General features: G+C 42.1%; 13 protein-coding genes. 5 read left to right on the plus strand and 8 right to left on the minus strand.

What is annotated here, in order from left to right; genetic code table 11:
* The first annotated feature begins 11 nt into the window (after positions 1 to 11).
* Genes V6Z54_RS09450 through V6Z54_RS09460 form a run of 3 tightly spaced genes read left to right on the plus strand, consistent with a single transcriptional unit; the run spans position 12 to position 2,897 of the window.
* Positions 12 to 1,811 carry an ABC transporter ATP-binding protein gene (locus V6Z54_RS09450; protein ID WP_338527262.1) on the plus strand — a complete coding sequence of 600 codons (1,800 nt, stop codon included), beginning with the start codon at positions 12 to 14 and terminating at the stop codon, positions 1,809 to 1,811.
* 1 nt (position 1,812) lies between these two features.
* Positions 1,813 to 2,370: a MauE/DoxX family redox-associated membrane protein gene (locus tag V6Z54_RS09455; RefSeq protein WP_041087879.1), complete on the plus strand. Its 558-nt coding sequence runs from the start codon at positions 1,813 to 1,815 to the stop codon at positions 2,368 to 2,370.
* Positions 2,367 to 2,897: a redoxin domain-containing protein gene (locus V6Z54_RS09460; protein ID WP_073978878.1), complete on the plus strand. Its 531-nt coding sequence runs from the start codon at positions 2,367 to 2,369 to the stop codon at positions 2,895 to 2,897. The genes V6Z54_RS09455 and V6Z54_RS09460 overlap by 4 nt, the downstream gene beginning before the upstream one ends.
* A gap of 32 nt (positions 2,898 to 2,929) precedes the next feature.
* Here the strand turns inward: V6Z54_RS09460 and V6Z54_RS09465 are convergent, their stop codons facing one another.
* On the minus strand, positions 2,930 to 3,439 hold the full coding sequence (locus V6Z54_RS09465; protein ID WP_029706351.1) for a GNAT family N-acetyltransferase: 510 nt from the start codon (positions 3,437 to 3,439) through the stop codon (positions 2,930 to 2,932).
* A 116-nt stretch (positions 3,440 to 3,555) separates the two neighbouring features.
* Between V6Z54_RS09465 and V6Z54_RS09470 the strand changes: the two genes are divergently transcribed.
* Positions 3,556 to 4,452, plus strand: a complete 897-nt coding sequence (locus tag V6Z54_RS09470) for a peptidoglycan DD-metalloendopeptidase family protein (RefSeq protein WP_034281210.1) — start codon at positions 3,556 to 3,558, stop codon at positions 4,450 to 4,452.
* A gap of 86 nt (positions 4,453 to 4,538) precedes the next feature.
* On the opposite strand, the gene V6Z54_RS09475 is transcribed toward V6Z54_RS09470, so the two are convergent.
* From V6Z54_RS09475 to V6Z54_RS09495, 5 genes are all read right to left on the minus strand, one after another.
* A complete protein-coding gene (locus V6Z54_RS09475) occupies positions 4,539 to 4,886 on the minus strand; it encodes a P-II family nitrogen regulator (RefSeq protein WP_039182051.1) in 348 nt (115 codons plus the stop codon).
* Between the two features lie 18 nt (positions 4,887 to 4,904).
* On the minus strand, positions 4,905 to 6,113 hold the full coding sequence (locus V6Z54_RS09480) for an ammonium transporter (protein ID WP_073978879.1): 1,209 nt from the start codon (positions 6,111 to 6,113) through the stop codon (positions 4,905 to 4,907).
* 192 nt (positions 6,114 to 6,305) lie between these two features.
* Positions 6,306 to 7,046: an amino acid ABC transporter ATP-binding protein gene (locus tag V6Z54_RS09485; protein ID WP_330221694.1), complete on the minus strand. Its 741-nt coding sequence runs from the start codon at positions 7,044 to 7,046 to the stop codon at positions 6,306 to 6,308.
* 10 nt (positions 7,047 to 7,056) lie between these two features.
* Positions 7,057 to 7,734, minus strand: a complete 678-nt coding sequence (locus V6Z54_RS09490; protein ID WP_082179319.1) for an amino acid ABC transporter permease — start codon at positions 7,732 to 7,734, stop codon at positions 7,057 to 7,059.
* A gap of 41 nt (positions 7,735 to 7,775) precedes the next feature.
* The gene (locus tag V6Z54_RS09495; RefSeq protein WP_338527263.1) at positions 7,776 to 8,663 is read right to left on the minus strand and encodes a transporter substrate-binding domain-containing protein; all 888 of its coding nucleotides are present in this window, start codon (positions 8,661 to 8,663) and stop codon (positions 7,776 to 7,778) included.
* Positions 8,664 to 8,833: 170 nt separating this feature from the next.
* Here V6Z54_RS09495 and V6Z54_RS09500 point away from each other — a divergent pair, with 170 nt between their 5' ends.
* The gene (locus V6Z54_RS09500) at positions 8,834 to 10,222 is read left to right on the plus strand and encodes an MFS transporter (protein WP_073978882.1); all 1,389 of its coding nucleotides are present in this window, start codon (positions 8,834 to 8,836) and stop codon (positions 10,220 to 10,222) included.
* A gap of 38 nt (positions 10,223 to 10,260) precedes the next feature.
* On the opposite strand, the gene V6Z54_RS09505 is transcribed toward V6Z54_RS09500, so the two are convergent.
* Both V6Z54_RS09505 and V6Z54_RS09510 read right to left on the minus strand, forming a co-directional pair.
* Complete coding sequence (locus V6Z54_RS09505) at positions 10,261 to 10,860, minus strand: undecaprenyl-diphosphatase (RefSeq protein ID WP_056765582.1); 600 nt, start codon at positions 10,858 to 10,860, stop codon at positions 10,261 to 10,263.
* 114 nt (positions 10,861 to 10,974) lie between these two features.
* The gene (locus V6Z54_RS09510) at positions 10,975 to 12,162 is read right to left on the minus strand and encodes an MFS transporter (RefSeq protein WP_073978883.1); all 1,188 of its coding nucleotides are present in this window, start codon (positions 12,160 to 12,162) and stop codon (positions 10,975 to 10,977) included.
* Between the last annotated feature and the right edge of the window lie 11 nt (positions 12,163 to 12,173).

A 12,173-nucleotide genomic window follows, 5' to 3' on the forward strand; every position in this document is an offset into this window, starting at 1 on the left:
TGGAGCAGTTGATGAGTACAGTGAACCATTGTCTATATGCAATCTCCTATACTTGGAAAAGAAGTCGATCTTATCTTCTTCTTACCTTATTGATCCAAGTAATCGTTGGTTTTATGCCTTTGGCTAGTGTCTGGATTATTCAAACTTTGATTAATGAAATTATTTTATTCATGACGTCTTCAGGAGACATTCAAAAGGTTTTGTGGTTATTTGGACTGCAAATGGTCATTGTGGTTTTAGGATATGGGCTTCAATTCGTTCTTCAGCTTAGCCAGCAGAAAGCGACAAATTTGATTGGTCTGCATTTGAAGGGTGAATTACTTCAAAAGGCGATCAGGCTGCCGTTTATTACATTTGAACACCCGTCTTTTTACAATGAAAGTCAACGTGTGATGAACAGTCATCAGCATGTTCTGAGTATGGTTAGAAGTATCTTTACAATCATGAGCGCATTGATTACTGTTGTATCACTTCTTATCTATATGATCGGTATCCATTGGGGCTTGGCGGTCATTCTGATCGTGTTTACCCTGCCTGTCTTGTGGATTGAGCTTTTCTTTGGAGGAGCGCGTTATCAATTAAACCGCATGTTAACTGCCAATGACCGCAGAGAAATGTATGTGTCCGATCTTGTCGCGCAACGAGATTCATTGAAGGAGATTCGTTTATATGGAATCGGGGATTATCTTCTTCAGAAATGGAAAGGTCATTATGTAAAAAGTGCAGGTGAAAAATATAAACTGCTTAAGCGGCAAGTTCGCTGGGAGATGGCGGGCGGATTGCTTATGACATTTTCCTATGTATGCTGCGGTCTTTTTATTGTCTTTCTTATTTTTCAAAAAAAATTAGCTACTGGGACATTTGTCGCTGTGCTGCAAGCGGTACAAAACATCCAAAGTGGTTTTCAGGACTTAACAAGAGAATGTTCTAGTTTATATGAAACAAGTCTTTATGTTGATGAAATGAGAGCTTTTCAAAAGAGAGAAGAAGAAATTCATGAGCAGACAGAAGAAGGGGCATCGCTTTGGAAGATCGAGTCTATTCAGTCCATTACACTTGAAAATCTCTCATTTACTTATCCGAATATGAAAACACCTGCCATTGAGCATATACATTTTCATATCAATAAAGGTGAACGTATTGCATTGGTGGGGGATAACGGATCAGGTAAAACCACCTTGATCAAATGTTTGACAGGTTTATATGATCCAGATCAGCCGAATATGCAAAAAGTCAACGGTGAGTCTATTTCTACTATTCAAAAAAAGTCATACCATGCGAGAATGGCTGTTCTTTTTCAAGATTTTATGAAGTACGAGTTCACTGTGAAAGAAAACATCGGGTTTGGCCGTATTGATCATATGGACGAGGAAGAGCGGATGATCTCAGCTGCACGGCAAGCAGGTATAGAGAAAAGAATTCATCAAATGGAAGAAATGTATGGTGCACAGCTTGGCCGTTTTTTTGAAGAAGGCCATGAACTGTCTGGCGGACAATGGCAAAAGCTCGCGATGGCTAGAACCTTCTTTAGAGAGAGTGATTTTATCATTTTAGATGAACCGACATCTGCTCTTGACCCACTATCGGAAATTTCACTCATTCGAAAGCTATTCGATCACACGAAGGATCAGGGTGTCTTGTTTATCACACATCGAATGGGAGCAGCTCGTTTAGCAGACCGTATAATCGTAATGAAAGATGGTGCTTTCGTTGAAGAGGGGAACCATAATGAATTGATGGTGTTGAACGGAGAGTACAAAAGGCTTTACGAGGCACAATCTCAATTATTTCAACAAAAGGAGATGGCATAAGGTGAGTGTCTTTTATTATATAGGTGTCTATTTACTAGGGATCATTTTTGCGGGTGCATGGTTTGATAAAGTGAAAAAACAGACGGCACATATGCAGCAGATGGATGCTTATCGGCTGCTGCCTCCTTCTTTCACGGCACCCATGTTTTATTTGTTTTTAACTGCTGAATTGGTTTGTACTGGTTATTTGTTCATATGGCACATGACTCTTGTACCTGCGATTGGTCTTACAGCACTTTTATTTATTTATACTGGAGCGGTGACCTTCAATTTATTGAGAGGACATCGTGATATTTCTTGCGGCTGTGGTGGACTGCTTGATAATGAACGCCTTCACTGGGGAATTGTGATTCGCAATGTGTCGATGCTGTCTCTTGTGATCGGGTTGTTTTATGTGCATCCTTATGTAGAAACCATTCCATGGAAATATAACATTATTTGTTTTCTCATTGCCGTGGCTGTCTCTTTCATGATAGCGGTGGGTCAAGAAGTCTTAATGTTTAAAAGAAAATGGATCAATCAATTTGAATTATTTATAGAAGGAGACGATGTGAAATGACAGATATTCTATTGATTATTGTGTTATTCATTGTCATTGCTCAGTTGGCTGTGATATTTTTGCTCGCCCGTTTTATCGGAAAATTTATGAATAAAATTAAAACCCTTGATGGAATTGAATTAAAGGAAGCAGATGTGGGGGATCCTGCACCGTTATTTCGAAGCTATTCCCATTTAGGGGAGAAGGTCATTTTGAAGGAATATTTTCAAAGTGGGAGTGCTGTGATGCTGTTATTTGTGAATTCTACTTGTATGACGTGCAAAAGTATTTTGGCAGATATGCAGCAGCAAATCGCTGGCGATGATACTCAATTCATTATTATTAATGGAGATGAGCAGGCGGATGATACGCCGATCCTTGAATTGCTTCCGGCCCAGGCTGTGTATACTCGTTCTTCACAAATTATGGAGCTGTATGGGGTAACGGTTGTTCCACAAGCGATTCTCATTGATGAACATGGTATCATTCTGCAAAGAAAATCTCTTCAAAATGCGAAACAGTTTGAACAGTTGTTACATGCGTCATAAAAAAGCGTCTCTTTGTCAGGGAGACGCTCATTTTATAATTCTTTTCCTAGGATATCTAAATCGTATCTGCTGCCGTCCATTTCTGCGATGCGTGGCAGGTGGCCCCATGTCTCAAAGCCGTGCTTTTTAAATAGTCGAATGCTGGCTTCGTTGTGCCCGAAAATAAAGGCAAGTAACGTTCGAATGCCTAATGAAGGTGCTAAATCAATGGCTTCTTGTAAGAAAAGTGAGCCTAAGCCTTTTCCTCGATAGTCTTGGTTCAAATAGATACTCATTTCAACGGTCCCGTTGTATGCAGGTCTACCGTAAAATGTTTCAAAGCTCAGCCAGCCGTAGATATTTCCATCCTCATCTGTTTTCACATAGAGAGGTCTTTTCTCGGAATGATTCAAAAACCATTGCCGGCGGTCCTCGACAGAAACTGGTTCTGTATCAGCGGTCACTTCTCTTGAAGCAATGGTTGAATTGTAGATATCAACGATCGCTTTGAGGTCATCTTCTGTTGCTATGCGGTTGAAAGTTTTCACAATTAAGTCCCCCATCTTTTTTTCATTTATCATACATATTATTGATGCGATTGCGCAAAATAAAAAGAAAAATGATTTCGTGTGTATATATTTTTTGAAAAGTGTTCAGAATGTTGCTGAGGTGATGAAAAATGAGAGAGGAAGAAAAGAAACGTACTTCCAAAATCACAAAAGTTCAGCAATTTTTCCGTAAGCGCTGGGTATTCCCTGCAATTTACTTAGTCAGCGCAGCGGTCGTGTTAACAGCCGTTCTTTGGTATCAAGCTGTATCAAAAGATGTGAAAGACCAACTATCTGATGGAAATCAAACAGGGCAAGAACAGCGTGATGATGCTGTTGAAGTTGGAAAGCCAATTGAAAATGTCGCAATGCCGGTCCAGAATTCTGATAATGTTTCTGTCGTGAAAAAGTTCTATGAAGCAGATGCTGACCAAAAAGAAAAAGAAGCAGCACTTGTAAACTATAATAACACCTATACCTTGAGCAAAGGTATTGATCTTGCAGATAAAGATGGCAAAGTGTTCGATGTCACAGCTGCTCTTAGTGGAACAGTGGTTCAAGCGAAAAAAGATCCAGTTCTTGGTCACGTCGTTGAAATTGAACATGAAGATGGATTATCAACTGTCTATCAATCGTTGTCACAAGTGAGTGTCAAAGAAGGCGACGAAGTGAAGCAGAATGATGTCATTGGTGCTTCTGGTAAAAACCTATATGGCGCTGAAAGCGGCAACCATGTGCATTTTGAAATTCGTATGGAAGGTTTAGCGCTTAACCCGCTTAGCTTCATTGACAAGCCTGTTTCTACGATTGAAAAAGCAGCGCAAGAAGTGACGGAACAAGCAAAAGAACCTGCTCAGCCAAAGACTGAGGAAAAAACGAAGGAACCTGCTGCTGAAGATAAAGCCAAAGAGCCAGCTGGAGAAAAATCGGAAGAAAAGTCTGATGAGAAGGGGAAATCCTCTGATCAAGAAAAGTCTTCTGATTCCTCTAAAGACAGCAGTCAGTCAGAAGAAACAAAACAATCTTAATGTCTTACAAGGTCCTCTGTGTATATAAAAATATGCAGAGGTTTTTTCTGCTTAAAAAGATCCTCCGCCACTCGGCGGAGGATGAACTATAGGGCGGCAGGTCCTTCTTCACCTGTCCGAATGTTGATTGTATTCGCTATCTCATATATAAAAATTTTCCCATCCCCTGGTTCGCCTGTACGAAGTACCTTTTGAGCTGTTTCAACCACCTGTTCGACAGGTACTTTGCTTAGGACGATTTCGATCTTTAATCGTTCGTACACGTTGCTTTCTCTTTTGACGCCGCGGTATAGCTCTGTATGTCCCTTTTGTAAGCCGCAGCCGTGTACATTTGAAAAGGTAATCGAGGTGACACCAATCTTTCCAAGCTCCACCTTTAATGTTTCAAAATTAGCTGGACGTGTGACAATCTCCACTTTATACATTTTGCTCATAGAGACACCCCTTTTTCTTTAATCTTGATAAGCTTTTTCACCGTGCATGGTTAAATCAAGACCCACGGATTCTTCTTCTTCGGTTGCACGAATTTTGAAGAAGACATTGACCAATTTGATGATCACGTATGTCACAACGGCAACAAAAGCGTACGTGGCAACAATCGCGACCACTTGCTTCCAAAGTAAGCTGGGATCTCCGTAAAATAAGCCATTGGCTCCACCGTCATTGACAGAAGTTGTGGCGAAAAGTCCTGTTGCAATTCCTCCCCAAGTACCACCAATTCCGTGAAGACCGAATGCGTCCAGTGCGTCATCATAGCCAAATTTGGCTTTGAGTGAAAAAACTCCCCAGAAACAGACGATCCCGCCAATAATTCCTATTATAATAGAAGCAAACGGTGTAACAAAGCCTGCGGCGGGTGTAATGGCGACAAGACCTGCGATGGCTCCAGAGATCGCGCCGAGCATGGTTGGTTTTTTGTTGATCATCCACTCTACTAACAGCCAGCCGATGATTCCTGCAGCAGCGGCTGTATTGGTGTTAATAAAGGCAAACATGGCCACGCTGTCTAATGTAAGAGCACTACCCACGTTAAAACCAAACCAGCCAAACCAGATGACAGCTCCGCCAAGAAGAGTGTAGATCAAGTTATGCGGAGAAGAGCTTGCTGCGTCTTTACGCTTCCCGAGCACAATCGCAACGACAAGACCTGCAACACCGGATGAGATGTGAACCACGTTTCCGCCTGCGAAGTCAAGCGCACCCATCTCGCCAATCCAACCACCGCCCCATACCCAGTGTGCGACTGGAGCGTATACAAATGTGACCCAAAGGAGTGTAAATACAACGACTGCTGAGTAGCGAATCCGTTCAGCAAAGGCACCTGAGATGATGGCTGTTGTTAAGACGGCAAAGGTCATTTGGAACATCATGAACAATGAATGTGGAATGGTCTCGCTATAGGAACCGGGCTCAAAGCCCACGCCTTTCAGGCCAACCCAGTCTAATCCTCCGATCCATGCATTGCCTGGTGCAAAAGCTAAGGAATAACCGAATACGATCCATACGATTGAAACGATCGCTAGTGACGTTAAGCTGTGCATGGTTGTGCTTAACACGTTTTTACTTCTCACGAGTCCTCCGTAGAATAAAGCTAAACCCGGTGTCATTAACCACACGAGTAGTGCGCAGAAGAACATAAATACTGTATCACCCATTTGCATGCTGCATTCCCCCGAATCATTCAGAATTATTGTTTTCTTAATTCTTCATTATAGAGAGAAAAGTCATATATAACATATACATGTAAGTTTATCTGACATGGTTTTTTGGTTAAGTTCAATATAAATGGATGAAAAGTTCGTAAAAAATGAGCAGAAACGTCAGTTAAGCACTAAAAATGAAGGGCGTTTGACCTATAAAATGGAGCTGAGAAACAGTTTTGTACGTTCCTCCCTAGGAGAATCAAACAATTCCGAAGGGACGCCTTCTTCGACGATGCGGCCCTCGTGCATGTAGACGACACGATCAGCAACTTCTTTCGCAAAGCCCATTTCATGTGTGACAATGACCATGGTCATGCCTTCTTTTGCGAGGCTTTTCATCGTTTGCAGCACCTCGCCTACAAGCTCTGGATCAAGGGCAGACGTAGGTTCGTCAAATAACATGACATCAGGCTTCATAGCGAGAGATCTGGCGATGGCTACACGCTGTTTTTGACCGCCTGATAGTTTAGAAGGATATACGTTGGCTTTATCTGCAAGTCCGACTTTTTCTAACAAGGCGATGGCTTCGGTGATGGCTTGCGCTTTCTTTGTTTTTTTCACCATAATAGGTGCTTCAATGATATTTTCAAGAACAGTTTTGTGCGGAAAAAGATTAAAATGCTGAAACACCATTCCTATTTTTTGTCTCATTTCGTTTAATTGATCGCGCTTTGGATGAACAGGGCTGCCATCGATGATGATATCTCCGTCATTTTTTATTTCTAAAAAGTTCATACAGCGGAGCAAGGTGCTTTTTCCAGAACCGCTTGCGCCAATTAAGACGACCACATCATTTTCATAAACGGTGAGATCGATATCCTTTAAAACATGGAGCTCTCCAAAGTATTTATTGAGTTTTTCAACACGAATGATTTCCTTTGATTCTGTCATGCTACTCCTCCTATTGGTCACTGGCTGATAATTTCTTCTCAAAGGTTTGGACAGCGAATGTTAACAGCAGGACAAGAATTAAGTAATAGACGGCTACAACAAGTAAATACGTCATATTATCAAAGCTGTTGGAGCCTTGCGTGGTGGCGACGTTAAATAGTTCATTCACACTAATAAAGGCGGCGAGTGATGAATCTTTTAAACCGATAATGAACTGGTTGCCAAGAGGGGGTAGGGCGCGCCGCATCGCTTGCGGGAGAATGATGCGTCTCATGGTTAAAAAACGACCCATGCCAAGAGAGCGTCCTGCCTCTTTTTGCCCCTGATCGATGGATTGGATGGCGCCTCTAAATATTTCGGCTATATAGGCGCCATTATGAAAGGCGAGCGCAATGGAAGCAGCCCAGAAGTCGGGTATATTCAATTCTGTGAGACCGAAATATAAGATGAAAATTTGAACAATAAGTGGTGTTCCGCGTACAAGAAAGATATAAGCATTGGCGATATAACCGAAAACGGCTACGCGGGATATTTTCAATAAAGCAAAGAAAAGCCCGATAAACATACCGATGAAGATGCTGATCACCGTGAGCTGTAAGGTGATCAGCATTCCTTCTAAGAAAATGCCTCTAGAATCAACGAGTGTCTGAAAAAAGTGTGCTAAGGTAGGCAAAACAATCATCTCCATTTGAAGAAAGTGCGCCTATCAAAAGGCGCACAATCGTGGTTTTAATCTTGTTTGACCGTGATGTCTTCATCAAAGTACTTTTCGCTAATTTGTTTTAATGTTCCGTCTTTTTTTAATGCATCAATCGCATCGTTAATCTCTTCTATGAGCTGTTCATTTTCTTTTGATACAGCAATTGCCTGCTCGCTTTGTCCGAGTCTTTCCTGCGCTTCGATTTTCAATTTTTTCTTCATCGCTTCTGCACCTGTGGCGAAATCTGTCACGACTGCATCGTGTTTTCCGTTGGCTAGTGCTTCTAAAGCGACGACATCACTATCGTAATATTTTGGTTCTTGCCCGCTATGTTCCTTTGCAATATCAGCGTAGGACGATCCCTTTGATACAGCAATTTCTTTGTTTTTTAAGTCATCAGCATGTAGAATGTCTGCTCCAGGTCTTGTGAAAATTTGCGGACCAGAGTAGTAATAGGGCTTAGAAAAAAGGACGTGTTTTTTTCGTTCCTCATTGATGGTATGACTTGCAACTGCCGCATCAAATTTACCTGCTTTCACACCTTCGACAATGCCTGCGAATTTATATTTTTTCTGTATAGGTTCGAGGCCTAGTTTGTCACTAATCGCATTGCCTACGTCGATATCGAAGCCAGACATCTGATTTCCATCCATGTAACTAAACGGATGAAATTCACCTGATGCTGCAAAAATAAATTTTCCATCCTCCAAAATTGGCGACCCTTTCGCTGTAGAATTACGTTTATCTCCGTTCCCATTTGTTTCGTTTGAACCACACGAAGACAGAAGTAATACTGCAACCGAGAAAAGGGCTGGGATCCAAAACCGTCTTTTTTTAATAATAAGCTTCTCCTCCTTTTCAGCCGTTCTCCCTGTAAGGAGAAAGTAGGCTTTTAAATATGAAATGAATATTACCATCCCTTCCTCATATTCTCAATTTTATATGTGCTTTTCCAACAGCCGCCCTTTTTAAAATGTATGTCTAGCTTTTCCGAGAGAGAACTCGATTTGATCAGGGTAAAAAAGGGAATTGAATCTCATAATAACGGAAGGATGGGCAAAGAACATGCCAGAAAGAGGAGTAGTGTATGCACAAGTGGAAAGACAATCGAAAAGTTTTTTTAACCGCTATTGCCTTTGGAACGATGTTGAATCCTCTGAATTCATCAATGATTGCTTTAGCCTTGCATCAAATTCAGCATGAATTCGGTTTGTCGTTTACGACTGTATCTTGGCTTATTTCTTCTTTTTATTTAGCTAGTGCAGTGACGCAGCCGGTAAGCGGCCGGATTGGGGATCATGTCATGAGCCGGAGAACCTTATTTTTATTCGGTCTCGTTCTTGTCGCAGTCTCTGCCATCTGCGCGCCGTTTGCCCCAACGTTTGCCGTACTGATTGTAATCCGGCTGTTACAGGCGATTGGAAGCAGTGCCATTTATCCCTCTGGGGTCGGACTCATTCGGGATCATATTCAAGAAAAACAGGCTTCTGCGTTAGCGGTATTATCCATTTTTGCTTCAGCGATGACGGCACTTGGGCCGACGCTTGGCGGATTTTTGATGACCATTGGCGGCTGGCCGGCTATCTTTTTAGTGAATCTGCCGTTTATTTTGATCAGTTTCTTTCTCGGTCTATTGCTGTTTCCGAAGGAGCAGAAGAAGAGAAAGCTGCGCATAGGCGAGACCGTGCGAACACTCGATTTGCCAGGAATGCTTCTATTTACTGTCTGCATTGTTCTCCTGCTTTCATTTTTATTATCACTCGGTAATGGCATTCAATATGTTCAAGGCATTCTTTGTCTCCTGAGTGCAGGCGCTTTTATCTGGTGGGAGTATCAGGTGGATGAACCGTTTATTCAAATTCGGATGTTCAGAGAAGAGCAGCGGCTGTCACTTGTGTATGTGCAATTTATCATCTTAAATATCTTTTTCTATTGTCTCTTTTTTGGTTTGCCGAGTTATTTTCAAGATGAGTTAGGCTGGCGTGTGGAGATGACGGGTCTTTTTATGCTGTGTATGTCAGGGGTGAGCATTATTGTGTCGCCGCTGACAGGAAAGTGGGTAGATCGCGGGGATGAACGCCATCCAGTTTTAGCAAGTGCAGTATTAATGCTGGCTGGAGCGTCTGCAATGACTTTCTTTTTTATTCCTTCACCATTATGGGGGAAAGGATTGGTTCTAGCGCTGCTTGGGCTCAGTTATGGGATTGGGAATGTTGCGCTGCAAGCTGCGATGCTCAAAGCAAGTCCTCAGCAAATGATTGGCACGTCCTCTGGACTTTTTCAAACATGCCGCTACCTTGGTTCTATTCTGTCGTCTGCTGTGCTTGGTATGCTGTTTGGGGATGAAATTGCTGGTTCTCATTTTGCGCAATTAGGCTGGACGTTGATCATCATTTCTCTTATTGGCATTGGTGTCAGTCTTTATTTTTCAAGTATGGTTAGAGGGAGGCAGCCAATAAAAAAAGCGGCACGATAAGTGAGAGAAGAATCTTCATCACGTTATCGCAAGGCCGCTTAAGAGTTGGACAGGTCTGAGCCCTGATCCTTTGTCTTCCTTCTGAAAATTTTCCCCACAATTGTCTCGTAAAATGTCACGATACGATCAATAGGAGAGTCAAAGAACTTCCATAATTTATTCATGATAAAGACAACCACAATCGATACGACCAAGCTGCCTAAAACATCAAATGGATAATGATGACCAACCCAGATGCGGGAGAATCCTGTGAGTAATCCAAAGACGAGCAAGATGTTGCCGAGCTTTTTATTACGGGATCGAATGGCTAATGAAAGAGCCAGTGCACCTGTTGTATGGTCACTTGGGAAGGAAGCGTCTGCTGAGTGCGGGATGAGTGTGTCGACTTTATGCGCCACAAACGGCCGCTCTTCATAATGAAACAATGTAATGGCAAAGTTGACGATAAGTGCTACAATGCCTGTTACACCGGAAAAGAAGACATGCTTCTTAAATTTGTGATTCCCTAAAAACCAGCAAATCAATAAGACAAGGGCATACACAAGAATGGCCTTTTTCGTAATGAATATCATGGCCTGATCTAAAAACTCAGAATGGTGAGCCATCCCGTGTATGACTTTAAACAATTCGTAATTCAAAACATCACCTATACTTTCGCTTAGTGCCAACTATTTTTCAAAAAAGCCTGTATGCTCTATTTGAAATATCCTATATTTTAGCATGTTTCCGGTGAAGTTTAAAATAGTATCCTTTTATTCTGAAAGGGAGACCTTTTGTGCTTTTGCTTCCTGGGGTTTTCGTTCGCTCCAATAAAAAACGCCCATACTCAGTAAGACCACAATACCCGCAATGAGGTACACATTTGAAAAGTCTGTGAAGCTGACAAGGAGTCCAAAGACAAATGAGCCAGCAGCAATACCCGTATCATACAGGGTGAAGAAAGTGGCCGTCGCATATCCTGTACGGTGAGCTGGTGAGTGCTGAATCGCAAGTGTTTGTAAACATGGCACGAGCGATCCGTAGCCAAGTCCAATCACAGCGCCTGATAGAAGAAGCATTGTGGCTGAATGTGTCGCAGTCAGCATCCATAAACCAATAGCAAAAAGGGCAATCGAAGGATAGATCACAATGTGAGCTCCAACCCGGTCAAAAAGTCTGCCTGTAAATGGACGTGATCCAAGCATTGCAGCCGCAAACACAATAAAGAAATAACTGCTTGCACCCATCAAATGGAGTGAATTGGCATAAACTGAAATAAATGAAATAATCGGCGAATAACAGAAGGAAATAATGATGCCGACGGCCGCTGTTTTTAATGCGCCTTTTTCAAACAGGTGAGAAAACGTGAATCGGAAGACGATACTTCCACCGTTTTCAGGCTCTGGCTGTCTAATCAGCATCGTAAAAGCGGCTCCGATTGTTACGATAATGGAAAAGAGAAGAAATAAGGAATGAAATCCTATTTTTCCCACTTGATTCAGTGCGATAAATGGACCGATGACAACAGCGAGGTTCATGGACATCACAAAGTATCCGAGTCCTTCCCCGCGTTTATGTTTCGGGATCATATCAGCCGCAATGGCACTGGCTACTGTCGTCAAAATACTAAAAAAGATCCCTTGTACGAAACGCAGTATAAGAAGCGTTTGGAATTGATCAATCGGGATGTATAAATAAGTGAGTAAGGCAAAGGCCGTAGAAGAGAAAATCGCCATCTGTTTTTTGCCAAATTTTTCAATAATGGCGCCCGAGAAAGGTCTTGTCACAATTGCAGATAATAAGAAGACCGTCACAAGGAGGCCGCCCTGTGATTCTGTTCCATTTAGTTCATCCATTGTGTAAATGGGCAGTAATGTCAAAAGGGCATAAAAAGAGGTGAACGTAAATAAATTCACCAGGACAATCATAATAAAGTCTTTTGTCCAAATACGTTCGTTCATGATGTATGTCA

Source organism: Bacillus sp. MAG717A (assembly GCF_036884855.1).
Taxonomy (GTDB): domain Bacteria; phylum Bacillota; class Bacilli; order Bacillales; family Bacillaceae; genus Bacillus; species Bacillus safensis.